The 25760-nt window shown below is 66.0% G+C and carries 19 protein-coding genes and 1 pseudogene; 9 read left to right on the top strand and 11 right to left on the bottom strand.

Annotation, left to right across the window (positions count from 1 at the left end; all coding sequences use genetic code 11):
• Window positions 1–8: 8 nt before the first annotated feature.
• From ACOGXQ_RS11575 to ACOGXQ_RS11560, 4 genes are all read right to left on the bottom strand, one after another.
• Complete coding sequence (locus tag ACOGXQ_RS11575) at window positions 9–1196, bottom strand: RNA-binding domain-containing protein (protein ID WP_419943823.1); 1188 nt, start codon at window positions 1194–1196, stop codon at window positions 9–11.
• A gap of 19 nt (window positions 1197–1215) precedes the next feature.
• On the bottom strand, window positions 1216–3954 hold the full coding sequence (locus ACOGXQ_RS11570) for an AAA family ATPase (protein WP_419943822.1): 2739 nt from the start codon (window positions 3952–3954) through the stop codon (window positions 1216–1218).
• Between the two features lie 134 nt (window positions 3955–4088).
• Window positions 4089–4430 (bottom strand): hypothetical protein, encoded by a 342-nt coding sequence (locus ACOGXQ_RS11565; RefSeq protein WP_419943821.1) that lies wholly within the window; start codon window positions 4428–4430, stop codon window positions 4089–4091.
• A gap of 48 nt (window positions 4431–4478) precedes the next feature.
• Entirely contained in the window at window positions 4479–5192 is a 714-nt protein-coding gene (locus ACOGXQ_RS11560) for an alkylhydroperoxidase-related (seleno)protein (protein WP_419943820.1), read from the bottom strand.
• A gap of 226 nt (window positions 5193–5418) precedes the next feature.
• Between ACOGXQ_RS11560 and ACOGXQ_RS11555 the strand changes: the two genes are divergently transcribed.
• On the top strand, window positions 5419–6348 hold the full coding sequence (locus tag ACOGXQ_RS11555; RefSeq protein ID WP_419943819.1) for a Dyp-type peroxidase: 930 nt from the start codon (window positions 5419–5421) through the stop codon (window positions 6346–6348).
• A 63-nt stretch (window positions 6349–6411) separates the two neighbouring features.
• Window positions 6412–8376, top strand: coding sequence for a hypothetical protein (locus ACOGXQ_RS11550; RefSeq protein ID WP_419943818.1), 1965 nt, complete (start codon window positions 6412–6414; stop codon window positions 8374–8376).
• Window positions 8377–8573: 197 nt separating this feature from the next.
• On the opposite strand, the gene ACOGXQ_RS11545 is transcribed toward ACOGXQ_RS11550, so the two are convergent.
• Window positions 8574–8771 (bottom strand): hypothetical protein, encoded by a 198-nt coding sequence (locus tag ACOGXQ_RS11545; protein ID WP_419943817.1) that lies wholly within the window; start codon window positions 8769–8771, stop codon window positions 8574–8576.
• A gap of 9 nt (window positions 8772–8780) precedes the next feature.
• Here ACOGXQ_RS11545 and ACOGXQ_RS11540 point away from each other — a divergent pair, with 9 nt between their 5' ends.
• The 3 genes from ACOGXQ_RS11540 (at window position 8781) to ACOGXQ_RS11530 (ending at window position 11702) form a co-directional block, all read left to right on the top strand.
• Window positions 8781–9377, top strand: coding sequence for a hypothetical protein (locus ACOGXQ_RS11540; RefSeq protein ID WP_419943816.1), 597 nt, complete (start codon window positions 8781–8783; stop codon window positions 9375–9377).
• Entirely contained in the window at window positions 9374–10183 is an 810-nt protein-coding gene (locus ACOGXQ_RS11535) for a hypothetical protein (protein ID WP_419943815.1), read from the top strand. Before ACOGXQ_RS11540 ends, ACOGXQ_RS11535 begins: the two co-directional genes overlap by 4 nt.
• Window positions 10184–10280: 97 nt before the next feature.
• Entirely contained in the window at window positions 10281–11702 is a 1422-nt protein-coding gene (locus tag ACOGXQ_RS11530) for a DNA cytosine methyltransferase (protein WP_419943814.1), read from the top strand.
• A 164-nt stretch (window positions 11703–11866) separates the two neighbouring features.
• Here the strand turns inward: ACOGXQ_RS11530 and ACOGXQ_RS11525 are convergent.
• Window positions 11867–12361 (bottom strand): annotated as a pseudogene (locus tag ACOGXQ_RS11525) (ISL3 family transposase); the annotation flags it as partial.
• A gap of 77 nt (window positions 12362–12438) precedes the next feature.
• Between ACOGXQ_RS11525 and ACOGXQ_RS11520 the strand changes: the two are divergent.
• A complete protein-coding gene (locus ACOGXQ_RS11520; RefSeq protein ID WP_419943813.1) occupies window positions 12439–12585 on the top strand; it encodes a hypothetical protein in 147 nt (48 codons plus the stop codon).
• A 45-nt stretch (window positions 12586–12630) separates the two neighbouring features.
• On the opposite strand, the gene ACOGXQ_RS11515 is transcribed toward ACOGXQ_RS11520, so the two are convergent.
• From ACOGXQ_RS11515 to ACOGXQ_RS11495, 5 genes are all read right to left on the bottom strand, one after another.
• The gene (locus tag ACOGXQ_RS11515) at window positions 12631–12882 is read right to left on the bottom strand and encodes a MoaD/ThiS family protein (protein ID WP_419943812.1); all 252 of its coding nucleotides are present in this window, start codon (window positions 12880–12882) and stop codon (window positions 12631–12633) included.
• 42 nt (window positions 12883–12924) lie between these two features.
• The gene (locus ACOGXQ_RS11510) at window positions 12925–15231 is read right to left on the bottom strand and encodes a xanthine dehydrogenase family protein molybdopterin-binding subunit (protein WP_419943811.1); all 2307 of its coding nucleotides are present in this window, start codon (window positions 15229–15231) and stop codon (window positions 12925–12927) included.
• A 52-nt stretch (window positions 15232–15283) separates the two neighbouring features.
• On the bottom strand, window positions 15284–15763 hold the full coding sequence (locus ACOGXQ_RS11505; RefSeq protein ID WP_419943810.1) for a (2Fe-2S)-binding protein: 480 nt from the start codon (window positions 15761–15763) through the stop codon (window positions 15284–15286).
• On the bottom strand, window positions 15763–16656 hold the full coding sequence (locus ACOGXQ_RS11500; protein ID WP_419943809.1) for an FAD binding domain-containing protein: 894 nt from the start codon (window positions 16654–16656) through the stop codon (window positions 15763–15765). Before ACOGXQ_RS11500 ends, ACOGXQ_RS11505 begins: the two co-directional genes overlap by 1 nt.
• A gap of 299 nt (window positions 16657–16955) precedes the next feature.
• Window positions 16956–18041: a transposase gene (locus ACOGXQ_RS11495; protein WP_419943808.1), complete on the bottom strand. Its 1086-nt coding sequence runs from the start codon at window positions 18039–18041 to the stop codon at window positions 16956–16958.
• 982 nt (window positions 18042–19023) lie between these two features.
• Here ACOGXQ_RS11495 and ACOGXQ_RS11490 point away from each other — a divergent pair.
• From ACOGXQ_RS11490 to ACOGXQ_RS11480, 3 genes are all read left to right on the top strand, one after another.
• Entirely contained in the window at window positions 19024–20745 is a 1722-nt protein-coding gene (locus tag ACOGXQ_RS11490) for a hypothetical protein (protein WP_419943807.1), read from the top strand.
• Between the two features lie 128 nt (window positions 20746–20873).
• Complete coding sequence (locus ACOGXQ_RS11485) at window positions 20874–24230, top strand: S8 family serine peptidase (RefSeq protein ID WP_419943806.1); 3357 nt, start codon at window positions 20874–20876, stop codon at window positions 24228–24230.
• Window positions 24231–24281: 51 nt separating this feature from the next.
• Window positions 24282–25760 (top strand): RCC1 domain-containing protein, encoded by a 1479-nt coding sequence (locus ACOGXQ_RS11480; protein WP_419943805.1) that lies wholly within the window; start codon window positions 24282–24284, stop codon window positions 25758–25760.

Genomic DNA, 25760 nt, shown 5'->3' with positions numbered 1-25760 from the left:
ACGGAGGCTCATTGGCTGGTGCCTCCGAGGCGGAACGTGACTCGGACGAACCTTGCGTCGGCGTCATGATCCAGTTCTGGCTCGGTTCCGTTGAAGTCTCGCATTGCGGCGCGCATGAGCGGCCAGCCGCGGGCGCGTTGTTCCATGAACCTCATCGTCAGCAGATAGTTGGCGATGGACTCGTTGCGAGAACGCGCTGACCCCCCTGCTCGAACACTGTCGGGTGTCATGTGGTTTGGAAGCGAGCCCGGACTGGTCAGCTCAGCGCTGTCTTCGAATACGTCCAGCTGAATCTTGGACCCGGTAATCGCGTAGTCGCGATGCGCGACTGCGTTGGTCAAGGCCTCCCGCAGTGCTTCGATCGGAAGCAGGTAGCGATCTGTGCGCAGGAGCTCGCGGTAGGTCTCGAAGCGTCCAAGCGTCTGGAACCAAGCGAGTGCCCGAGTCAACTGCTCATCGAGTCGCCCAGTGGCACCGGTGACGACGAGGGGAGGTGCGGCACGGTCGGCGCCTGCGTAAGCGGCGCATTCGATTCGGAAATTCGCAGTCTGGGGATAGCGCTGCGGCTCGGCGCCAAATGCCAGCACTCCATACAGCGTTGGTCGCAGCTGGCCGCCGACGTCAACTAGGACGCTTCGATTGCGCAAGTCGTCATCAGCGTGAGGTTGAGGACCTTCGGTGGTCTCGATGCCGAGTTGCCGCAGGAACGCACGGAAGGTGCCGAAATCGATGTCGCCGCTCGAAGCGGCTTCGATCGCTCGCTCCTCGGTGAGTATGTAGCCGAACAGGTTGTACAGATCCTGCAGCTCCGACGGTGAGGGCTCGACAGTGCTGCGACCCCGGCGCACCCAGACCCGGCTGTCGTAGCGCATCGGTTCGAATCCGCGTTGACGCGGTACCTCAATCCAGTGGATCCAGCCGCCAGGATCTTCGTGGCGACCTAGACGCGCACTGACCGGCGAACTGCACCCGGTCTGCAGGAAGGAGGTCAAGCGTTCCTGGACCTGCTCGCTGTCCTCGGCGACCCCAATGACCTGACGAGCGTCGCTCACCCCGAGGACGACGAGACCTCCCTCGGTATTCGCGAACGCACAGATCGTCTTGCCAACCTTGTCCTTGTCCCGGAAGTGAGGCTTGAACTCGGTGAATTGGTCTTCTCCCGCTGCGATCCGATTGAGAACGTCGGTCCATTCCATAGCGATTGTCCGCCGTTGCTCAGAAGCCGTACTTGAGCCGGCGCAGCCGGAAAGCCTCATCGCCGCCGTCGACGGTCTGCACGATCGCGTCACGCACCATTGGATCTTCGATGGCCCCGGCGCATGCGATGTAGCCGTGCTCGCCTTCAGCATCGAGTTGGATGACTTGATCGGCGTCGCCGTTCACGACGATATTCGCATTGTGGGTAGCCACGATGACTTGACGGCGCCCCTTCAGGCGATGGAGTGCCGGCAGAAGCGTCTCGAACAGAAAGCGATTGTCGAGTTCGTCTTCGGGTTGATCGATCACCAGCGGGCGACTGTCGCTCGTCGCCAGAAGCAGTGACAGCAGCAGATTGACGCGTTGTCCGCCGGAGAGCTTGTCGAGCGGACGGAAGTTCTCGTCGGATGTCTTGAACTCAAGCAGGTAGCGGTCAGGGCAGCGTAGCGCCGCTAGTTGTCGGTGCCTGGCCGGCGTCATGTACCTGCAAAAAGTCTGCTGAACGGTGCTGCTCATGCCGACCTCCTCCAGGCTGTCTTGGTCGAGGCGCTCCAGCAGCTCTTGAGGCGAGGGACGGCGCGCGCCGTCGTTGTCGTTCCACCAGCGAGTAATGCCGCTCTGGCCGAGACTCAGGATGAAGTCCTCCAGCGGTGCCGGGCGGCCGTTGTCGATTCGCCGTCCCGCTAGGTGCCCATCGAATTGCCCTTCGACGATTTGCAGGATATCGTCGAAGAGTCGCCGGTGTTCGCCGACAAGCTCATGTCTTGACTGCAGCGTGCTGTCGAATGACGCCTGGAGGTCGCTCGATGTAGCACGCAGGCTGTCCAAGTTGGCCCGATAGCTGTCCAATAGAGACGCTCGTGCATTGAGTTCCTGAAACTCGCTGATCCGCGCTCCGTCGAACCCCTCTGCGGCGAGGATGCGATCGACCTGAACTCGCAGATCATCTTGTCGGGATTCGTGTGCCTGGAGGACTTCGGCGGCCATGCGCTGGGCCTCGACAAGCTTCCTGTGCAGTTCATGTGCAGCTTCGGACGCCAACTGCCACTCCTCGCGGAGCCGTGCGGTCACGCCATCGGCCGAGTCGTCGTAATCGGGAAGCGCGACGGCTCCTGCTGACGAGACGACTGCACCAGCCTGAGCGACGACTTCGTCGACGGCATGCGTGACATCGCGCCACGTAGAGACGGAAGCGGTTGCACTATTGAAGTCGTCGACACCTGCGTCCGAGAACGCGGTGAGCGCGTCTTGCGCCTCCGTGCCGAGTTGCAGTGCCTGGTCGGCCTCTTCAATCTGGTCGTCGAGTTCGGCGAGCCGACGCGCGACCTGACTGAGTTCTCGGTCATGTTCCCGCAGGCTTCGTTCGCATTGGCTGATGACGTCGGAAACCGAAGCGTTGAGTCGAGCCAGGATCTGCTGCACTGCCTCGGGGTCCTGTGTGAGGCTCTTCAACTCGCCTTGCGCAAAGAACACGGCGGGCCATCTGTCGTGAGCCGGTGCCATCGGATCCCGCCCCGGACACTCGAGCTCAACCGCTGCAGCACCGGCAAGAAACCGTTCGTTTGCGCGTTCGCTTACCTGCTGCCGGGTCTGAGCATCCTGCGGCAGCGATGCATCAACATGTACGCGCAAGCCATCTAGCAGCGTGCTCTTGCCGGTCATGCTGCCGCCGATGACGCAGGTCAAGTCCGGGCTGAACTCAAATCGGACTGGCCGGTCCTGGGGTGCCGAGTCAAAGAACGCCGCTTCGCCATTCACCGTTGCCGACTTCAGCCACGGACGCTCATATTGCAGAGCATCTGGCGGCTCCTCCAGATCCTGCCATGAACCGTCTTCGTCTAGTTCGTGGCCGATCCGGATGCGAGTGTGCGAGGCGATAGACGCTTGACGTAGGGCCTCAATGGTCGGACTCTCCAACTTCACCCAGACATGACGCGTGCCGATGTCCTCAGCCGAGTGTGCACCGCTGCTGTGGAAACAGGCCAGTCGGTGTTCCTCGATGAAGTCGTTGACCCACGGCTGGCCGAGAAGCGCCTCGTCTGGCAAGGAGTTCATCGGCAATTCCAGAGCCGCCAATTCACTGGCGTCGAAGCCCTCCCTCTCGATGTGTTCGCTTGGGGTTCCGAGAAGCCCGGTCTTGCCAAAAGCGTCCGGGGCCAAGATGAGATAGTCCCAAGTCCGTTCGGCGGCATCGACTTGATCCTGCCGCCAGTTGTCCCGCAACAGTTCAGATGCTCCGTCCGCGCTGAGCGAGGCGGTGGCGACTTGCTCTCCATTCCACGGATGCCTGCCCTGCATTACGAGATCGAACAGGCCCAAGTAGCGCTCACAGCCGATCTCTGGATCGAAGAGGAAGATGAGATCGAGGCCACCGCGCCCGTCGTTCAGTCTCGGCTTGAACCCAGGGAACACGGCAAAGATCTGCTCGCGGTAGGACTCTCCGTTGTCGTGGGTTCCCCGGTTCCACTCCTCCACGATGTGCCAAGCAGCGCTCAGACCACTTGCGGCGCCGAGGCGCGGGCAGTTCGGGGTGATTCCGAGCACTTGCACATGGTTCGCGACAGCTGCGTTGAGGAATTGGCGTGCATACGTCTTGAGATGCTCCGACGATGGTGAAGTCATGTCGAAATCAGCGGGCGCATGCACAGCGCCGCCTGGTGCATCGTCAATCGTGTGGATGTGCAGATCCGCTTTGAACCAGCGTGCGCCTGGGACGTCGCGACGCCAGTTGTCCGCCTGTTCACGTACGAAGCCCACGCTCACACCTCCTGACTCGGTCTGACTCCTCGTTCTGAGATGCGACGGTACAACCGTGGCGCGATGCCGCGTGGCTGCAGTCGTGTCTACGTTGGCGCAGCAGGCAGCTCGGTGGCTCGCCGAATGTTGTTCGCTCAGCCGGCGGTCTGGCGGTCGCCTTGGGGATCGCGGCGCGACACGAAGCCGTTGAGGTCGCAGGCCTCGCGCACCGGCGCCGACATGTCGTAGGTGCCGGGATCCAGCGGGGTCCCGGTGCCGTCGGCGATGCGGGTCATCATGTGGAAGTTGGCGCTGACCGCGACGGCATCGACCATGACGTCGGCGCCGGCGGCATCGACCACGGCGGCCCGGGCAACGGCCGTGGCCTCGCGGTCGCCCTCCCACACGGCCTCGGCGAGGCGGGCGAGCAGCGCGCCGTGGGGCACGCCGCCGTCACCTGCGTCGGAACCGTTGACGGCCTCGTAGCCGACGTCCATGTCCTTTTGCTGGCCGCTCAGACCGAGCAGCAATGCATGGGCAGACGTTCAGTAGAAGCACTCGTTGAGCTTCGATGTGCGCGCGGCGAGCACCTCGATCTGCGGCCGGGTCAGCGAGTTGCGGTCGGACACCACGTCGCCGCGCACTCGCTCCATCGGCACGTACTGGGCGTCGGAGAGGATGAACAGTGCCTCGTTCTCGGCCGGCACTGCGCTGAGCGCCTTGATGACGTTGGGCATCTTGAGGTCGGCTGTGGGAACCCAGTGGTACTTGACCGCCGCGGACGCCCCTTCCCGCCCCGGCGGGCCGTCGGTGGGCTCGTCCAGCTCGATCCGGGGCAGTTCCAATGCGTCGGCGAACCGGTCCACGCAGTTGGACTGGGCGACGAGACCCACCAGCTCTACATACGCCAGCGGATCGACACCACGGTCGATGATCGAGTGGTACCAGTGCTCGGTGAGCGTCCCGGGGTGGTTGGTGATGCGCCAGACCGCATCGACCGCGGCGGTGGACAGCGGACTGTCGGCGTCCACGAGACCGTCGATGCTGCTGGGCTGCACCCAGGGAGGCAGCACACCGCCGTCGTCAGTGCGATGGTCCCGCGCCGCTCGCACCTGCCGCACGATCTCGCTGCGCTGGGCCGCAGTCCACCAGGTGCCGGGCCGGGCCCATCGTGCTGCGATCTCGCCGTGCGCGGCTCGCAGATCATCCCGTATCGGCAGCTCGGTGTCGTAGGTGCGCTGTGGTGCTGCAATGCTCATGGCCGCATCTCCGCTGGTTGTGGGCACGGGCGAACGCCACATGCTCGCACACGCTGCGCCGCCAGGCAGCGGCCGCTTCGATCAGCAATCAACCGGCGACGGCACGAGGTGCGCGCGCTGCAAAGGTTGGCCTACGATCAGCCCCGCAGTCTCGCCGCAGCACCGCCGCGGGCTCCGCTCGGCGCGACTGATCCAGCTTGCACAACCGACCCCCCAAGGAGCAAAGATGCCGACGCCGCAGAAGGCGATCTTCAACGAGATGGGCGCCAACCAGTGGTATGTCCACCTGAGTCGTGTCGAGGGTGCCGACCTCGGTGTGATCACGTCCACGCTTGCCGACCTGCGCGCTGCGTGCGACGCAGAGGGCATCAATCTGACGCTCGGCTTCGGCCCCGGACTGCTGCCGGAGCTGACCGATGACGTGCCCGACGACTTTCAGCGCTATGAGACCGTCAAGTCCGAGGACGGCTCGGGGCGCGAGGCCAAGGGCACCCAGGAAGAGCTGCTGCTGTGGCTGAACCACGACGACAAGGACAAGGTGTGGAAGGCGCAGTACGACGCCCGCACCGCACTGGCTGGGCACATGGCTGTCGCTCGTGAAACGCCGACGTTCATCTACGGCGACTCGCTGGACATGACCGGCTTCAAGGACGGCACCGGCAACCCCGCCGACGAGGATCAGCCGGCCGTGGCGATCGTGCCCGACGGCGATGCGGGAGCGGGCGGCAGCCACATCATCGCCCAGCGCTGGGTGCACGACCTCGACGGCTGGAACGCCCTGTCGGACGATCAGCAGGAGAAGAACTTCGGGCGCAAGAAGTACCCCGAAACCGACAAGACCGACAGCCAGGAGCCCTACAGCCACCTCAGTCATGTGGAGCTGCGAGCGGACGGCAACCACGGCAACGAGGGAAGCGACAAGATCAACGAGATTGCTCGCCGCTCCACGCCGTACGCCTTCCACGACGGCACCGTGGGTCTGTACTTCATGGCGTTCTGCAAGGACCAGGCGCCGCTGCGTCGCCGCCTGCGCCGGATGTACGGACTCGACGACGCCAACGGCGTGCGCGACGCGATCACCGACTTCTCGAACCCGGCTTCTGGCTCGTTCTACTTCGCTCCCAGCGAAGAGACCCTCGACGCCATCTGCGGCTGATCATCGCTTCGCTGGGGGATACTGGTCTTTGGCCGCGCCCGTCGATCTGGCTACCTCGCCGTGATGAGCTTAAGCAAATGGCAGTGGCCCTTGGTCAATGCCATGACATTCGGTGCTGGCGGTGACCAGTCAAAAGTCTTCCGCAATGAGGAAGTCAAGGCACCCGGATTCTTCGCCGCCGACTCGATCCCGGCAGATGCGGCCTTGCTCGCCCGCGAGGCGATTCAGAACGCTTGGGACGCGGCGAGGGAGCGACGCGAATCGCAGGTGCCTGCAGATCGGCTGCCATTCGAGATCCGTTTCCGGTTCCTTGATGTCGAAGGAGCCAGCGCAGACGCACTGATCGATCGCCTCGGCTTGGAGGAACTCGCAGCGCGGTCAGCATCGGTCGACGATCTACGCCAGGTCGGCTTGGCCGAGCGCGACTGCTTCACGGATCTCGCCGATGGCGAAGACTTGCGGTTGTTGGAGGTATACGAATCGGCCGGCGGCGGCATGGGCGGTTGTTGGGGCACACCGCAGTCGAAGCTGTGGCTGGCGATGTGTAGCAGTGGCTACACGCCAGCAGTTGACGGCCGGGGCGGGTCGTTCGGTTACGGCAAGGCCGGACTGATCCGTGCATCTGCCACCAGAACGGTGATTGCGTACTCCTGTTTCGATGGTTTGGCCGAAGACGGTGATGTCACTCGGCGCTTGCTTGGTATGACCTATTGGGGGCCGCACGAACTTGGTGGCCAGCACTATCAAGGCTGGGCGCACTTCGGAGCGGGCGACAGCGCGGACGAAATCGTGCCGGCTATCGATGACGAAGCTGACGCCTTGGCCGCCAGTTTGGGTCTAGAGCTGCGAGCGCCGGATCAACCCGATCAGATCGGCACCACGATGCTGCTGGTCTGCCCAACGGTGGATCCGCACGATCTGAAGCGCGCCGTTGAGCGGTTCTGGTGGCCCGCTCTGGAGGAGGGCGGTGATCTGCAGTTTGAGGTAAGCATCATCGACGAGACTGCGGGGCCGCAGCGCGGCCGGGATGGGGGACTCGCGCCGCGACCAAAATCGAGTCCCAACCTGCGTCCGTTCATCGATGCCTACCAAGTGGCCACGACCCCGCAGGACGCTAGGCGCGAGCAAGTCCGCAAGCACCGGATTGGACCGCATGCTCAATACGACAAGGTCGGTGATCTCGGCTTGGTTGCGCAATTGCCGGGCTGGTCACAGCCGCATTCGGGTGAGCCGGATGACGCCGAAGACGACGAGGTCCCACATCGCAGCCTTGTCGCACTCGTGCGCTCGCCGTGCATGGTCGTGGAGTATTTCGTGGCACGAGAAAAGTCACCGCACATTCGCGGCGTCTTTGTTGCCGATGAGGCGGTGAACGAAGCGCTGCGGCAGACCGAGCCGAAGCTTCACGACGCATGGGAGATCAACAGCGACAGCGCCGACGTCCAGCCCGAGCACACTGCAGTCGCCAAGTTTGTTCGCGATCGCATCAAGACACATGTCGCCGGTTTCAGCCGCGTCATCACGCCTCCGCCTCCTCCTCCAGAGCAATTGCGACTGCCCGAATGGGACCGCTTGATGCGGTCCCTGTGGCGGGGTTCAGGCGGAGGTAGGCCGCCACCGCCGCCACCTGGTCCGCGACCGTTCACGATTCTGCCAGGCGAGCAGCTTGCGCAAGCTCTAGATGGCCGACTTGAACTGAGCGGCTCGGCAAGGATCGGCTTCAGCGAGCATCATGACCCTGCAACGGACCCACGCGACGAGATTGAGGTGGTGATCCGGTGCGGCTTCGTTGCAGAGGACCGCCGATCTGACTGGTTGGATATAGAAATCGGTGCGCCTGAAGGCTTCAGCGCCAAGCCTGATAAACCTCATGTCTTTGCGGGACGGCTCGTCGCAGGTCAAGACGTGGCGTTTGAGTACATCTGCGAACCCTATGAACCCGACTGGACGGTTGAACTCATTGTGGACGCGAACTTCGCAACGGTAAGCGGTGACACGGACCCGAGTTCCGGTGGGAACGACGTATGAGTCGCGAGCGGCGGACGATCCGTCCCTACACAGTTGATTCAGCGCTCGCATCGACGCTGAATCAGGCCACGGTATGGCTGGACGATCTCTGCTGCGCAGCCGGGTCCAGCCTGACCGTCGACGACGGCTCCTTCGCTCGGCGTGAAATTCGTGTGATATGGGCTGTCGAGGATGAGTTTGACCGGTTTCGAAGGCAACTAACTGACGCTGCCTGGGCGACCGGCGTTCATCCGCAATGGCTTCGCCTTGTGCTCGTGGCCCGAACCGGCAGCCTCAAGCTTGCAGAGAAACTCCTTGATTGTCAGCTTGACAGTCTTGATGCCCTCGAGCAGTCTGCCCGTCTCGATGTGCACCCAGAAGGAGGCCGCAGGCCCGTCTTCTGCGCCAGCAGCCACGGCGCCATAGTGGACGCGTATGTAGCGTTATCTCCGGACTGGATGGCCGCGTTGCCAGTCGAACGCCGACTGCCCAAGCGGGCCAACTCGTGGCTCGCGCGGGCGACGTTTCGCCTTGACGCGAAGGCTGCCTCCGCAATGTTCCACCCGCGCCCTTTGGACGATGCCAAGCGAATGGAGCTCGGCCTCCCCCTGGACACGCTCCGGTACATCGACCTCAGAGGCGAAGATGTCCAAGAGGCAATCGATGGCACGCCCGACGTTGATGTCTGGGTCGATGAGGAGGTACTGGCTGTGCTCAGCGCGAGCAGCACCTCAGCAGCTGCGTTGTACTTCCAGCGGCAGCTCGTTCTCGACTTTGTGGGCGCAGTGGCATTCGAGTACGCGAAGGGTGCCGTCACTAGCTCCGATACCACTGCCTGCTACGACGACCTCAAGGATTCGCTCATCGGCAAGCTAGTGCAGCTCGCAGCTGAGCCGAACGACGAAGCGCGCGATCGCATGCTCCGCCAGTGTCGTGAAGAACCTGCTCGTGTTGTCGCGCGGGCTGAGCATGTGCTCGGCCTGCGAGATGGAGTCAGCAAGTCACTCCGGGCGGCATCGTGAGGTATCTGACACTTACTCGCACCGAGGCCGTCGAGATCTCAGACGGCCGTATCGCTCGGTTGCGCTGTGGGTTGGATCAGTCCGGAGAGTCTGTCTCGCCGTTTGTCTTCGACGCTTTGCGGGATGACCTGCACGGCAAGGCACGCTTCAGCGGTGAGGGAGATGAGTTCCCCGATCAGCTGCTAGCGGCCGCGCAGCACGAGATTGAGGACCTCATTGACCAACACGCGCCCGACCTCAGCGGTGCGCGCAAGGATGTCCTTGAGGGTAAGGCATCGCTGGTACTGCACCAGGCGATCAGCCATGGCGGAGCGGACCTCACGATGCTGGACGACCCGGGTTTCTGGCGCTACGTGGCAATTGCGTATCTGTGGAACTTCGCCGTGTGGCGCGAGCACGGAACGCTGTTTCCGAAGCCCAGGGAGTCCGGCGAGCCGAACGCGTCACCCGAGCGAGGGTTTGCCGTGTACATAGACGGGCGCAGGTTGCATGAATGCATCCCGTCGCGCTTGTGGCTGCGCGTCAACATGCTCGGCGGTCAAGAACTTGACTTGGCGTTCAGGGCCCAAGGCAGTACCGATTTCTGGCGCAGCCACATCTTGCGCGTAAAGGCCGGCGAGCATCCTGGCATCGTGCGAGCCATGGCACGCCGCCAAGCCGACGATTCCACTCGGTTGACGACGCCGCTGTTGCGGGAGTTCGCGAAGCAGCTCAACCGCACGCTGCAGAATCTGGTACCCGCCATGCTTGACGACGAAGCAGCAGACCTGCTCGTTGCGGAACTCTGGGAGCGGCAACTCCAGTGAACGCCTATATCGACCCGTCGGATGGATCAGCGGCCTTGATGCCACATCGGCGTGCTTGACTGACTGCCGTGCAATGCCGTCGGACTAGGACGTGAGCATGAGCCTCGCCACTGCGCCCACTCCAGCGGCCAATGTCGCCAATATTGCGCGTGCCCGTACCGTCTTTGAACGTGGGCAGTTGACTCGCTCGGTGCCAATCGGTAAGGGCGAGATTTGCTCGCATGTGGCTCTCAGTGGTGTTCCGCCAATAGATGCACATATGGCCCAGACGGACCCATTGGGGACGTGGTGGCTGGCGATGTTGCAAGGTGCTGTGCCTTCGGCTGGACTTGGTGCCGCTTGCGGCACCGACACTGACGTCGTTCGACGGGCGAGAGTGCCTAGCTCGCGGTCAGCCGAGTGTTCGGTACTTCGGGTCGCAGACCTGTTCTGCGGCATCGGGGGCTTTCTGGTCGGTTCTGGGCAGTTGGCCGCTGATGCAGGTGCGGAGCAGCGCTGTGAGTTGGCAGTGGATATCGACGCCGACGCCTTGGCTGTACATCGACGCAACCATGGGACTCGTCTCGCCGTAGAAGCCTCAGTGACCTCCTTGGTTGACTACCGGATACGCGGCGCTGGCGCAGATGCCAAGTTCGTGTATCCGCCCGAACTGCTCGACGACGAGCTGGCCGCCGCCTGCGAAGAGGTTGACTTAGTTACCGCGGGTCCGCCTTGCCAAGGTCATTCGAACTTGAACAACCGGTCGCGACGCAACGACCGACGCAATCTTCTGTACCTCACGGTGCCGGCATTCGCGATTGCGTGCCGTGCGCGCAGCATCGCAATCGAGAACGTCGCTTCGGTCGTGCATGACACGTCGAGTGTCGTCGAAACGACCAGGGCGCTCTTGGTTGCCAACGGATACTTGGTGACCGACGGGGTACTCGCAGCGGATGAAATGGGCTGGCCGCAGACCCGACGACGTCACTTCCTGATCGCTCGAAGGCCGGACGCGCCTGGCTTAGGGGGTCCAATGCCGCAGCCGGCGGTTCGTGCGCTGCTTACGGACGAACGGCCTCGGTCGGTCGAATGGGCTATAGGTGACCAGCAGGGGCTGTCGCTTGATGCCGCAATGCATGTCCTCCCCGACTACACCGAAGCAAACCGCGAACGCATCGCGTGGCTGTTCGACAACGGCGAGCACGACTTGGCGCTCACTGAGCGGCCCGAATGCCATCAAGAAGGAACGAGCTACGGCGCTGTCTACGGCCGCCTGCACGCCGACCGGCCGGCGCCGACCATCACTACAGGGTTCATGACTCCAGGCCGTGGGCGCTATGTGCATCCCTATGAACGGCGGACGCTGAGTGCAGCTGAGGCGGCTCGACTGCAGGGCTTCCCTGACGCCTACGACTTTCGACCTGACCGCAATCGACAGCCCTCTCGCGCCCAGCTCGCGAAGTGGATTGGCGACGCGGTGACGGCGCCGCTGGGATACGCCGCGGCACTGTCTGCGTTGGCTCCGATGCTCGGGCGCTGACGCGTTCGGACGGCACCGGCGGCGGATCCGCTGCCGGTTCTCATCGCAGGACCCCATAGCGGCTCTTCGCGTTTTGGCGTGGAGTGAGGTTGTCGAGGAGGGTCCAGTCGGGTTTGCCGGCGTGCGGCAGCATTCGGGTGCGGTAGTGGTCGAGGTTGGCGGTTCCCGAACGACACTCGTTTGATGAGCTTGGCGAGGTTGTTGGCTGTCTCGGTGGGGCCGTTGGTCACGCGGGACCGATGCCAGTTGGCGATCTGGGTGCGCCAGCTGCGAAGGGTGCGGCTGAGCTTGTTCAGCTCCGGGCTGAACGTGTCGTCTTGCATGTCGCGGGCGGGTTCGTCGAGGGTGCCGAGCGCGAGGTCGCGGTTCGGGATGCGGTAGATGCCGCGCAGGGTCTCCTTGGCGTGCCAAGCGTCGCGGACCTCGCCGCGGGGGTCGCCGGCTGCGAGCAGGCCGCACATCTTCGTGCGGCCTCGCACGCTGATGCGTTCGGCGGCTTGCAGCAGCAGCCGTGTCCGATACAGCGGGCCGCGTTTGGTGCCTCGCCCGCCGGTGGTGTGGTTCTGGGGTCGGCGGCGCATGTCGCCGATGGTGCTGTTGGCGAGCTTGACCGCATGGAACGGGTCCGCGATCCGCGTGGCGTGGGGCACGGTGTCGCCGAACGCCTTGCGGCAGGGTCCTGAGAGGCCCCATCACCGCCCACCGCATCCGCCGCCGCCGCAGCGATGTGCGCCCTTTGGATCCACCTGGCGGCGCCGTGGGCGCTGCGGCCGGCGACTGTGTCGAGCAGCTTGCCGCGTCGGGCGTCCACGACGGCGGCGCCCCGGTGCTTGCGGCGGAACGGGCCGCGGCGGGACATCAGGATCTCGTCGAGGCCCATTGAACGCCTGGGGCCTGGCGGACTGCGAGGTCCACACGCTGCCGTGGTCTATCCGCCCGCAAGCGGGCGGACTAGGTACACCTCTGACGTCTCGGTGAGGGCTTCGAGCCACGGGTCGGGGATGATCTCGCCGTCGATGGCGACCGCCGTTGACGATGTCTCGACCAGGTGCGCGTTGAGCGACGGATAGAGCGCGGAGAGCTGCCGCACGAGTTCGCGCACGTTCGCCGCGTTGACGGTGACGGCGGAAATCCCGCCGGTGTGCTGGCGCTGGTCGGTCGAGAAGTGAACGACCGCCATCGAGTTGCCCCGCCGAATCGGTTCAGCGAGTTCGGGCTGCGATCAGCTCTCGGCGTCGGTCAGTGCCTCCAGCACTCGCGGCGGCGAAAGCGGCAGGTCGCTGATGCGCACCCCCGTGGCGTCGGCCACGGCATTGGCCATCACCGGCAACGGCGGCACGATGCCCACCTCGCCCACGCCGCGCACTCCGTAAGGGTGCGAGGGATTGGGCACCTCCACGATGACCGTCTCGATCATCGGCAGGTCGGAAGCCACCGGGATCCGGTAGTCCAGGAAGCCCGGGTTCTCGAGCGTGCCGTCGTCGGAGTAAATGTACTCCTCGTTCAGTGCCCAGCCGATGCCCTGCACCACGCCGCCCTGCATCTGACCTTCGACGTAGCTCGGGTGGATTGCCGTGCCGGCGTCCTGGGCGGTGGTGTAGCGCTCGACGGTGACCCGGCCCGTTTCCTGGTCGACCGACACGTCGGCTACCTGAACTGAGAAAGCCGGGCCGGCGCCCCGGGCGTTCAGCGACGCCGTGGCACCCAGCGGTCCGCCGGTGCGCTTGGCATTGCCGGTGATAGCAGCCAGCGTCAGCGGCTCCTGCTCGCCGGGTCCGTGCACGGCCGAGCCGTCCACCCACTCGACCTCTTCCACATCGCAATCCCACGTCTTGGCCGCACGCTCGCGCAACTGTTCCTTGAGATCACGGCAGGCCTCCACGACCGCCATGCCCGTCGCGAACGTGGCGCGGCTGCCCTCGGTGACGTCGGTGAAGCCGACCACCTCGGTGTCGCCCACGACCGGCTGGATCAGGTGCACATCGAGGCCGAGTTCCTCGGCAGCCATCAACGCCATCGACGCCCGGCTGCCGCCGATGTCGGGACTGCCGGTGATGACCGTGGCGGTGCCGTTCTCGTTCAGGTTGACCGTTGCGCTGGACGCCTCGCCGATGTTGAACCAGAACCCGCTGGCCACGCCGCGACCCTGACCGGCGGGCAGCTCAGCCTGGTAGTGATCGCTGTCGCGGATCGCTTCGAGGCACTCGCGCAGACCGATCATCGGCCACTTGGGCCCGTACGGCGTCGGGTCCCCCTGTGAGGGGCAGTTGTGGAGCCGGATCTCGATCGGGTCCATGCCGACGCGCCGAGCGATCTCGTCGACCACCGAGTCCATCGCGAACGCTGCCGCGGGGGCCGACGGTGCCCGGTAGGCCACGTTGACGGGCCGGTTGAGCACCACGTCGTATCCCTCGACGTAGAGGTGGTCGAGGGTGTAGGGCGACACCACGCACATGCAGCCGAGCATGGCCGCGGTGCCTTGGAAGGCGCCGTTCTCGTACGCCAGCCAAGCCTTCGCCGTGATGATCGTGCCGTCATTGCGCGCGCCGACCTTGATCTTGATGATCGAACCCGGGGCCGGCCCGGTCGCCCGGAACACGTCCTCGCGGCTCATCACGATCTTGACGGGGCGGCCCGCCTTGGTGGACAGAAGCGCTGCCACCGGCTCGATGTAGATGGTCGTCTTGCCGCCGAAGCCGCCGCCGATCTCCGCCGGAATCACCTTGATGCGCGACGTGTCCCAGCCCAGCACCGTGGCTGTCGACGAGCGCACCATGAAATGACCCTGCGAGGAGGCCCAGATGACGGCCTTGCCTTCCTGGTCGCAGTCGACGACGCAGGCGTGCGGCTCGATGTAGCCCTGATGCACGGCCTGGGTGGAGAACTCCCGCTCGATCACGATGTCGGCTTCACCGAAGCCCTGCTCGACATCGCCCCGCTCATAGACCGTGCGGGCCGCGATGTTGGAGGACTCGGTGGGCCGTGGATCGACGCCGCGGGTGAACAGGGTGTCGTGCAGGATCGGTGCGTCGTCGGCCATCGCATCGGCGATGTTCAGCACGTGGGGCAGCAGATCGTAGGTGACCTCGATGGCCTCGGCGGCGGCCTTGGCCTCGCGGCGGGTCGACGCTGCCACCGCCGCCACCGCGTGGCCGCTGTACAGCACCTTGTCGCGCGCCATAACCGTGCACATCAGGTTGCGCGTGGCGCCTTTGGGCGGTGCCTCGGGGAAATCTGCCCCCGTCACCACGGCCTTCACGCCGGGCATCGCCGCCGCCTTGGCGGTGTCAATCGAGATGATCCGGGCGTGCGGGTGCGGCGAGCGCAGGATGTGCCCGTACAGCATCCCGGGCAGGTTCAGGTCGGCCGCGTAGCGCGCCTTGCCGGCCACCTTGTCGAGGCCGTCGTGGCGAACAGGGCGGGTGCCGACCCAGCGATAGCCAGATGTTCCATTGCCGCCGCTCCCGGCGGTGCCGGCGGTGCCGTGCCCGTTCGTGCCGGTGCTTGCGGGCGCTTCAGTAGTGCTCATGTTCAGGTGTCCTTGTGCGATGTCTGGAGGGTGTCAACCAGCCGGATCTGGATCAAGCTGGAGTACGGATCTGGACAGCCGCCTCGAGCACCGAGCGCACGATCTTGTCGTAGCCGGTGCAGCGGCACAGGTTGCCGGCGAGCGCGTAGCGCACTTCGGTCTCAGTGGGGTCCGGGTTCTCGTCGAGCAGTGCCTTGGCGGCCACCAGGAACCCGGGCGTGCAGATCCCGCACTGCAGAGCGGCGCCTTCGAGGAAGCACTGCTGCAGCGGGTGCAGTTCGCCGGCGCTGGCAAGACCTTCACAGGTCGTGATGGCAGCGCCGTCGGCCTCCGGGGCGAAGATCAGGCACGAACATTGCAGGCGGCCGTTCATGATGATCGAGCAGGCGCCGCAGTCGCCGGTGCCGCAGCCTTCCTTAGCGCCGATCAGCGCCAGCTCGTCGCGCAATGCGTTGAGCAGCGACTCACCGTCCTCGGTCAGAAAATCAACGGCATCGCCGTTGACTTCGCAGGTCACATGGGTGCGGCTCATCAGGAAGCTCCGTTCTGTTGGGGATTGGGCTGTCCGTTGCGCGTTCGGATGCGGTCGGCGACGATGCCGGCGGCTCGACGGGTGAGCACGCCGGCGACCTGGCGCCGGTAGTCGATCGTGCCCCGCTTGTCGTCGATGGGGTTGCAGGCGGCGCTGGCGGCATCGGCTGCTGCAGCCAGTGCTGCGTCGTCCAGGCGGCTGCCCACAAGCGCTGCTTCGGCTGCGGGCACCCGCACGACTGTGGGGGCCACGGCACCCAGTGCGACCGTCGCCGCGCTGACGGCGCCGTCGCCGTCCAGTGTGATCCTCACGCCGGCGCCGACAACGGCAATGTCCATCTCGGTGCGGGGGATGAGCCGCAGGTACGCGTCAGCGGTGCGCGCCGCAGGACGGGCGACCTCGAAGCTCACCACGATCTCGTCGTGGGCCAGCGCCGTCTGGCCGGGCCCGGTCACCACCTCGGCCACTGGCACCCGGCGCTCTCCGCCGCCGCCGGCGATGACGGCAATGGCGTCGTTCACGACGAGGGCCGGCACCGAGTCCGCGGCGGGGGAGGCATTGCACAGGTTGCCGCCGAGGCTGCAGCGATTCTGGATCTGGTCCGACCCGATGAGGCCCGCGGCCTCCGACAATCCCGGAAAGTCGGCGGTGAAAGCGTCATCGCCGGTCAGCACCGAAGTCGGCACCGCGGCACCGACGTGCCACGTGTCGCCTTCGAGACTCACCGACATCAGCCGGTCGATCTTCTTGAGATCGATCACCATCGACGGCTCGGGCCGGCCGCCTCGCATCTGCGGCACCACATCGGTGGCGCCGGCGAACACGACGGCGTCCCCGTCGGCAGCGAGCAGGACTCGGGCCTCGTCGATAGTGGTCGGCGCGGCGTATCTCATGCGGCGCATCTCCCTCTTGTGCGGCGGTGTGCGGCGGATTCGGGGCGCTGCCGTCGAGCGGCTGCGTTCCCGGCAGCGGACGATAGTTGCGTTGCGGCTCCTGCGCCGCACTGGCAGCGGTTCGGACGCTTCCATCCTGCCGAGAAGGCAGTCCAATACTGCGTGGATGCCTTGCCGTTCGTTCTCGTGGGCGTGGGCACCGAGGTGCTGGCGGCCTACTTCGTCTTCTATGCCTTGAACGGCTTCTACCAGCACTCCAACTGCGGGACTGTCCGACGCTCCCTTGTCAAGTGTTGTTGTCAGGCGGCGAGCGGGGGGTGTTGTTGGCGGTGTTTTTCGTCGCGCCACATGCGGCGGATGACTCGGTTGGCGAGTTGTCGTTTGTGGGCTCGGCGGGCTTCGCGTCGGGTCTTGCCCTCGGCGGTCTTGCGGGCGAGGTAGGCGGCGGCGTCGGGCTGGGTGCGCTGTTGGGTGACTGACGCGATGTGGAGCACTGAGTTGATGCGCCGGTTGCCTCTGAAGTCGAGCCGGTGCTTGACGGGGTCTTTGTTGCCTTCGCCTGATGAGAGGGCGACGGCGCCGGTGCCGCACCAGCGGGCGAACTTCGATTCGCGGTCGAACCGGGCCGGGTCGCCGACCTCGCACACCAGGGTGGCTGCGGCGATCGGGCCGACGCCCGGTTCGTCTCGCAGGGTGGTGCCGTGCTGGTCGAGCAGCTCGTCGATGAGGCGTTCGAGGCGTCGGACTTCGCGCCGCGCGGCGCGGTCGTGGTCGATGAATGCTTGGAGCCAGCCGAGCCGGTACGCGCCGGCGGGGGTGGTGTCGATGTCGGGGTCGATGTGCTCGAGGCGGCGCAGCCGGCCCTCGATCTTGCCGTCGGCGGTGAGCTGGTCACGGATCTCTGCGGGGAGCTTGGCGATCTGGTCCGCGACGTGGTGCAGCATCAAAGTGCGAGCAGCCACAAGGGTTCTGCGATGCTCGAGCACTGCCTCGATCTTCGCGACGAGCGGGTCGTAGGCCTCCAGGGCCTGAACGGGGCCCAGCGTCGGCTCGGCCAACAGCGCCCGAGCGGACGAGACCGCGTCGACGGCGTCGGTCTTGTCCAGCCGCCGCGAACGGCGCTGCGCCGCCGACCGCGAAGCGGGCACCTCTCGGGCGTCGAACCCGGCTGCTGCGAGCGCGATCGCGACATGCGCGCCCCACTTCGCCGAGCCCTCCACGCCGACGCGTTCGACGCCGTGCGCGTCGAGCAGGTCGATCGCTTCGCCGTAGCCGGCGGCGGTGTTCGCGAACGCCTCGTGGGTGATCTCCACGCCGTGGCGGTCGACGACCCCCACGGTGAAGGTGTCCTGGTGGGGGTCGATTCCCCCGACTGGCGATGTCATGCTGTGCTCCTGCTGGAAGTAATGCTCCGGTGGGTCCGGGAACGGCAGGGGCGCTTCGTCACATCCGAGTCGAGACGATCAGGCTCCCTTCAAGACAGGAGCGCTCCTGCCGGCCCCACACTCGACGCGACACGTCGGACAACAGGCACGAAGCCAAAATTTTGTGGAGTCATCGCCGAGCGCAGGACCGGACCGTAACCCCCTGGCAGAGAGCCCCGGCAAACCCAACAGTGACACTCGAGAATATTGTGTATCCGGCTGTGGTGGTGTTCATCGGATGTGGTCGGCGCTCCGATGAGAGTCTGAAGCAGACACTGATGCCGCGGTGTCCCAAGCTTGTTGTGGTTGCGCTGCAGGAGTGCCGCGCGCAGCGGCAGTGCAAAGAGGGAACGCCAGAAGGGGTGGGACTCGCCGTCCATCGGCGCCAAGGGTGGGCATTGCTGTCGTCCGCCGGTCTCGTGGCGGTGGCGTGTACCGGTGGTGGGGATCGTGCGGCGACGCAGGAGTGGGACGGGCACTACGAGCGTGAGCTTGTCGTGGGTGCGGGCCGCGCGAGTCCGCCTGAGGGTGTGTTCGTCGATATCGCTGCTTCGGAGCTGCGCACCTGCGGGGTGCGTGAGGGCGGCGAGTTGGTGTGCTGGGGGGAGCCTTGGCGGTCTGGCAGCAATGAGCCGTTGTCGTCTGGTGGGCGTGGGGTGCTGCCGTCGGGGCGGTTCGTGACGGTGTCGCTGGGTTCGGCGGGTGCACTCAGGTTCGGCGTTCGCGGGGAGTATGGGTGCGCGATCGGGGTGGACGGGTCGTTGGCGTGCTGGCTGGACGGGAGTCTCGCGGTCGAGTCTTGGGCGGAGTCGTTGACCCGGGTGCCGGCGGGCCGTTTCGTGGACGTGTCGGCTGGGGCGTTGTGCGCGGTGCGCGTCGACGGCCGGTTGGTGTGTTGGGGCGACGACGAGCGCAACCGCGTCGGGCTGCCCGGGGGCGGTTCGTGGAGATCGTCGAGGGCAGGTCGTGCGCTTTGGATGCAGAGGGCCGGTTGTCGTGCTGGGGCGAGGAGGCGGACTATGTGGCGCCGGTTCTGCCGCGGGGCCGTTTCGTGGATCTGTCGATGGGTCCTGGTGGGGGGTGCGCGGTGCGTGTGGAGGGTCCGCTGGCGTGCTGGGACCATCACGGCCAGCTTGGGCCTGAGGGCGCGGGGGGACGGTCGCTGGATCGGCTGGGCTCGTTTCACGAAGCAGTGGTGGATGCTGGGCATGTCTGCGCGCTCACCGGCGGGGGCGATCTGGAGTGCTGGGGCGGTCGCGAGCAGAGGCGAGGGGGACAGGTTCGGTGGTCGACGACGACCAGCCTGCCGGCGCAGTTTCGGTGCCCGGAGTCGGCGGACTTGCAGTTGCAGTGCGATGACCGTTTCGGGTTGGCGCGGTCGCGGTCGGGTCCGCTGGGGCGGCTTGCGGCGGCGGACGCCAGCGACGGGTCGAGGGTGGCGTATTGCGCGTTGGATCCCGATGGGCGGGTGAGCTGCTGGGGCTTGTTGAACGCTTACGGAGAGCGGGGCGACTGGGACGCCCCCGAGGGGGAGTTCACCCAGGTGTCGGTGACGTTCGGGATGGCATGCGGGGTGCGCACTGACACCACGGTGGCGTGCTGGGGGGACCTCGTCGGGACCGGCGGGAGCTGGGGGACGGGCTCTTTCGGGGCGGTGCCGGCATGGCTTGTTGATGCGGGCATGGTCGGGCGGCTGCCTCCTGATGGCGACGGGTATGGGTCGGTGTTGCTGGGCGGCCCGCGGGTGTGCGGGCTGCGCGTGGACGGATCGGTGTGGTGCGCCGACGACAGCGATGCAGCGCCGGCGGCCGCGGCAGGGCGCTATGAGAGCCTCCACGATGCTGACGGCAGGCTCTGCGGGGTCCGAGCGGGAGGCGAGTACGGCTGTGTGGACCCCGCAGTGGACCAGCGGCTCGCTGCATGGATGCCCCATCGGGACTTCGCCGTGGTGCGCGGCTCCTGCGGGCTGCGGCCCGGTGGGCGTCTGGAGTGCTGGGGATACCACGATCCCCAGCAGGCGCCCCCGGGCGTCGCGCCGCTCATCAGCGCCGCCGAGGTCACTTCGGGGCGCATGTGCGGGGTGCGCGCCGAGGGCGAGCTGATCTGCTGGGACGAGACGATTCCGCGGGTGGGCGAGCGGTTCGATGTCGGCGACTGGCTCGCCTCCCCTTGGGACTTGTTTGACGGTGCGCCCGGCGGCGAGGATCGGCCGTTGTTGTCGCGCGGTCCTTTCGTTCGGGTTTTTTCGGGTGGCATCTTTCGCGATATAGGGCTCTGCGCGCTGAGCGCCGCGGGCGAGGTGTTGTGCTCGCGGACGAACGACTTCGACGCCGACAACGCGAATCCCGCCGAGGACGCTCCCGAGAGACGCTTCGTGGACGTCGCAATCGGCGCGCGTCATGCATGCGCGATCCGCGCCGACGGCACGGTGGCGTGCTGGGGCGAAGACCACGACGTATTCGTGTTATCGCAGGCGCTGGACGATGCCGACGACGGCGCGCTCGGCAGGACAGCTCGGCGGTGGGCACCCGCTGCTGTTTTCCTCGTGATCGCCGCTGTTGTCGTCACACCGGCGGTGAGCCGGGCTAGGCGGCGGCGGGTTCGACGCGCCCTCGCTTCGAAGATGCACTCCGCCGAGTCGCACGAACGCGAGTCGCGGCAGTGATCGCAAAGGGAAACAGGGAAAGGAAACCGGCGATGGGCAGAACTCGGGCTCTCTTGGATACGGCGTGCGCAGTAGCGCTGTTCGCGTCAGTGATGTCACCGCTAGGCGCGGTCGGGGCGTCGACACCGGTGGCTGCATCTGAGGTGTTCGGCGACGCTCGGGGAATGATGCCGGAGGGGGGCACGGTGCCGGTTGGCCGTGCGCAGACCTTCGACGGCGCAGACCAGCACGACGGAGCCCAGGCGAACGGGGCCCAGGGCGGTGCCGCCGTCGGGCTGATGGCACCCTCGCTTGGTGAGGGGTTCGTGCTGGCAGGGTCTTGGCTGGCGCCGGGGCTGGTGGGATTGAACTGGGACGATGTCGCAGACGTATCAAGCTATGAGCTGCTGGTCTACGACGGCGACGAGTGGACACTGCTGGCGGGCAGCACTCCGGTGGGCGGTTTGGTTGCAATGTTCGAGGGCTCGGCGGCAAGGGTGGGCGGCCTGAGCGAAGAGGTCGGTGAGTACTGGTTCGCGGTGCGTGCCCGCAGCATCCTGGGTGTGTCGCGCTGGTCCGGCAGCGTCGAGGTGCCGGTGCCCGGAGAGCTTGACGGGAATCTGGCGCAGTTGTCGTTTGACCCGTTCACTGCGCCGACGCTGTCCAACATCGACCTGGAGAGGCTGGCCGCTGCGGTGGCGACGGTGAGTCCTGGCCAGGCGGACTGCACTGCGGTACCGGCCTTGGATGTGGCTGGGATCAGCGTTGTCGACCCACCTGCAAGCTTGAACGATCCCGATGCGCCGTTGACGGTGGCTGAGGTGGTGCGCATCTCAGGCGGCTGTGTGGTGGTGGAGCATGTGGAGCTTGCTGGCCGCACTGTGGCGCAGGTACGAACGCTGCTTGCTGCGGAGACGAGCGTGCACGCAGTAGGCGAGCCGATACGAGGCCTCATCGCGGACCACGAAGACACGCCTGGCTATGCCCACCCAATGCCAAAGACGTCCACCGATCCCCCAGATGATACGGGCCATTACAACGACGGCTACGGAGCGCAGTGGCACCTCACGCCTGCGTTCTCCAAGATGGGCGTCGGTCTGTGGGACAACTGGGATGAGACGGTGACTGTGGTGGTGGCGGTGCTCGATACCGGAGTAGGTATCACTCATCCCGATCTGGACGATCGAGTGGCTCCAGGTGGCTTGGGCGGTTGTCACACGATGGACGCGAACGGGCATGGGACTCACGTCGCGGGCATTATCGCCGCAGAGCGTTCCAAGCCGAGTCTTGATCAAGGCGTCGCCGGGGTTGCCCCGAACGCGCAGATCCTGCCGATCCGGGTCCTCAGGCGAGACGAGTGCCCAGCCCACATAACGCCCCGGCCACTGACGCCGCCGGCCGGCGTGGCTGAGGCGGTCAACCGGGGTGCGCGGGTGATCAACATGTCCCTCAGCGGAACCACCCGTCATGACATCCCTGGCGTGGAGGCGGGCGGCGTCGTCCTTCCGTCTGTGGACACCTACGAGCTGGTCTTGCGCGCCGCGTCGATGCTGGGAGTCGTGACGGTCGTGTCCGCAAGCAACTGCGGCGACAACAGCCCAGACAGCGACGGCAAGCCGCGCTATGAGGCCAACAATTGCGGCGAGCACAACCAGGAGCGGCGGCCCGCGCTGTACCCCGACACCATCGCCGTCGCGGCCATCAAGCACGATACCGACATAGACCGCGTGGAGCGGGCCAAGTTCAGCACTGCCAACCGGCATGTGGACGTCGCTGCGCCGGGCGGCGAGATCTTGTCCACCGACTGCACGCGCAGCGCCACTGAACCCCGCCCTTGCGCCGCGTACGACGCCTACGGCGGGAGGTCGGGCACTTCGCAGGCGGCGCCGTTCGTCTCCGGCGTGGTGGCGCACATGATCAATCGCTATCCCGAAGCGACAGCGGGGCAGATCCGCCACGCGCTGGAGAACACGGCGCGCGCCCCGCTGGATGATCCGGCGGATTTGACGGTGCGGGGTCGTGAGAGCGACACCAGGACGGGCGGGCTGATCGATCAGATTGTCAGGTTCAACAGCTACGTAGACGTCTGCAACAGCGATCCGGCCAACTCTGGCAAGCCGATGCGGGAGAAGATGCACCTGCCGACGATGGAGTACGGCAGAGGGATCGTGAACCCGGCTGCGGCGGTAGCGCGCTTGGGTGAGGACATTGCTGCTGCCGGGCGGGCACTGGTGCCGTCGGGGGATGAAGGCCCGTTCGTGGAGTTGTCCGCCGGGGCGCGCCATACGTGCGGACTGCGACAGAACGGCGCCGTGCAGTGCTGGGGCGAGCGGGCGATCCACGACGCCACGCCGGAGTGGGCGTTCGAGTCGCTGTCGTCGCCGCCGACGGAGCGGTTCGTGTGCGGCGTCCGTGTTGACGGTGCGGCGCAGTGCTGGGGCGATCTGCCATTGGAGATCACATCGCAGGTGGCGGTGCCGACGAGCACGGGCGCGTTGCGGGGCCGGTTCGTCGAGGTCGCGGCGGGGGATCGCCATGTGTGCGGGATCCGTCCCGACTTCAGAAGCATGGGCTTGGCGGGCCTGCAGCCGGCGGGTGCTGTGGTGTGCTGGGGCGACAACAGCGACGGCCAGACAGCGGTGCCTGATGGGTTGGTGGGCTTCGGCGAGTCGGAGGGCGGCAGAGCGATTCACGTGTATGCGGGCTCCTCGCATTCGTGCGCGCTGACAGCGACATCGGTGGTCACTTGTTGGGGTGACAACGACGACATGCAACTGCCGACCCCGTCGCTGCGCGCGAGCGATGCCGCATTGGGTGAGTTTCATTCGTGCGCGGTCAAGTCGATGGGCGTCGTGGAGTGCTTCAGCGCCAAGACGGACGGCCAGGCGACCGCCCCTGCAGGGCGGTTCGCGTCGGTTGACGCTGGAGCGAACCACTCGTGCGGCCTGCTGGCTCGGGATCGGGATCTGGGAATTCTGGCGGGAGAGTTGCGCTGCTGGGGCCAAGACGGCAAGGAGCGCAGGTTGGCTGCGCCTTCGGGGGTGTTCAAGCAGGTGTCCGCTGGGCAGTTGCACAGCTGCGCCCTGTCCAAGACCGGGGATGTGCGCTGTTGGGGCGACAATGAGCACGGGCAGGCGCCTTCTGATTCGTCGCCGCGGCTGAGCGCGTTGTCGCTGGTGGTGGACGGCGTCGATGTGCTGGCGGGCAAGTTCGATCCTGCGGTGTTCGCGTACAGCGTGACGGCCCGTGCCGGGGAGGCGACGCTTCGCGCTGTGGCGGATGCTGCCGGTGGGCTGAACAGCCGTGTGGTGATGCCTACGGGGTCTGGTGGCGAGTCGTTCCCACTGTCTCGTGAGGGTCCAGTGGTGTTGGCCGACCGCGGGTTCATCATTGTGCGCGTCGGCGCTCTCTATGGGATGGGAGCGCGGCGTGCCTATGTGATCAGCGTGAGTACACCCCCGACACTCGACTCGCTCCGGCTGATCCCGTCAGGCACCGGCCCGTAGTGCTCGCCGCAGTGCCCGGCGTTGGCGTTGGACCCGGCGTTCGATTCGGGCGTGACCGGGTACCGCACGGTTGCGGGGGCCGATGTGGCTGAGTTGACGGTGGAGTACAGGGCCGTGAACGGCACTGTGCGTGTGTTGCCTGAGGATGCGGTGCCGCCTTTGTCGGGTGCGGTCGATCCGATGCCGGGTCATCAGGTGGCGTTGGGCACTGATCGGGGGTTTGCGTCGGTGTCAGCGGGGTGGGGCCATTCGTGCGGTGTGAAATCGGGTGGGTCGGTGGCGTGCTGGGGCGATGACTCTGCTGGGGAATCGGATGCGCCGTCGGGTTCGTTCGGTTCGGTGTCTGCTGGCGGTTTGCATTCGTGCGGCGTGAAGTCTGGCGGCACGGCGGCGTGTTGGGGTGATGACTCCCAGGGTCAGGCGTCGGCGCCGTCGGGTTCGTTCGTGTCGGTGTCTGCTGGTGGTTCGCATTCGTGCGGCGTGAAGTCTGGCGGCACTGTGGTGTGCTGGGGTGATGACTCCCAGGGTCAGGCGTCGGCGCCGTCGGGTTCGTTCGTGTCGGTGTCTGCTGGCGGTTTGCATTCGTGCGGCGTGAAGTCTGACGGCACGGCGGCGTGTTGGGGTGATGACTCCCAGGGTCAGGCGTCGGCGCCGTCGGGTTCGTTCGTGTCGGTGTCTGCTGGTGGTTCGCATTCGTGCGGGGTGAAGTCCGATGACACGGTGGTGTGTTGGGGGAGTGATTCCTGGGGTCAGGTTTCCTCGACGCCGTCGGGTTCGTTCGACTCGGTGTCGGCGGGCGATGAGCACTCGTGCGGCCTGAAATCTGGCGGCACCGTGGCGTGCTGGGGTCATCCTGACGGCGGGACGGCGGCGCCGTCGGGTTCTGTGGTGTCGGTGTCGGCTGGCGATGAGCACTCGTGCGCCGTGACATCTGGCGGGATGGCGGTCTGTTGGGGTTATGACTCCTATGCGCAGGCGGCGGCGCCGTCGGGCGCGTTCGGTTCGGTGTCGGCGGGTTCGTGGCACACCTGTGCTGTGGCGCCTGGTGGTTCCGCGTCGTGCTGGGGATTCCCCGACGACCGGGCGTCGCCGCCGTCGGGCTCATTCAGCGTGGTGTCCGGGGGCTGGTGGCATTCGTGCGGCGTGAAGTCTGATGGGACTGCGGCATGTTGGGGTTCGGACTTCGATGGACGGGCGTCGCCGCCGTCGGGTTCGTTCAGCTCGGTGTCTGCTGACCGATTCCATTCGTGCGGCGTCAAGACCGACGCCACGGCAGTGTGCTGGGGTCACAACGGCGACGGTCAAGCAGGCGCGCCGTCGGGTTCGTTTAGTTCGGTGTCGGCTGGGGGGTTCCATTCGTGCGGGGTGAAGACCGATGCCACGGTGGTGTGCTGGGGGTACAACGATGACGGCCGGGCGTCGCCTCCCGCCGGCTCGTTCGCGTCGGTGTCTGCTGGGATATGGCATGCGTGCGGCGTGAGGACTGACGCCACGGTGGCGTGCTGGGGCGAGCGGTTCCGGGCAGTCTGA

The sequence above is a fragment of the Candidatus Poriferisodalis sp. genome (assembly GCF_965208485.1).
Lineage (GTDB): Bacteria > Actinomycetota > Acidimicrobiia > Acidimicrobiales > Poriferisodalaceae > Poriferisodalis.
The sequence above is the reverse complement of the archived record's forward strand: the minus strand, read 5'-3'. Positions and strand labels throughout refer to the sequence as shown.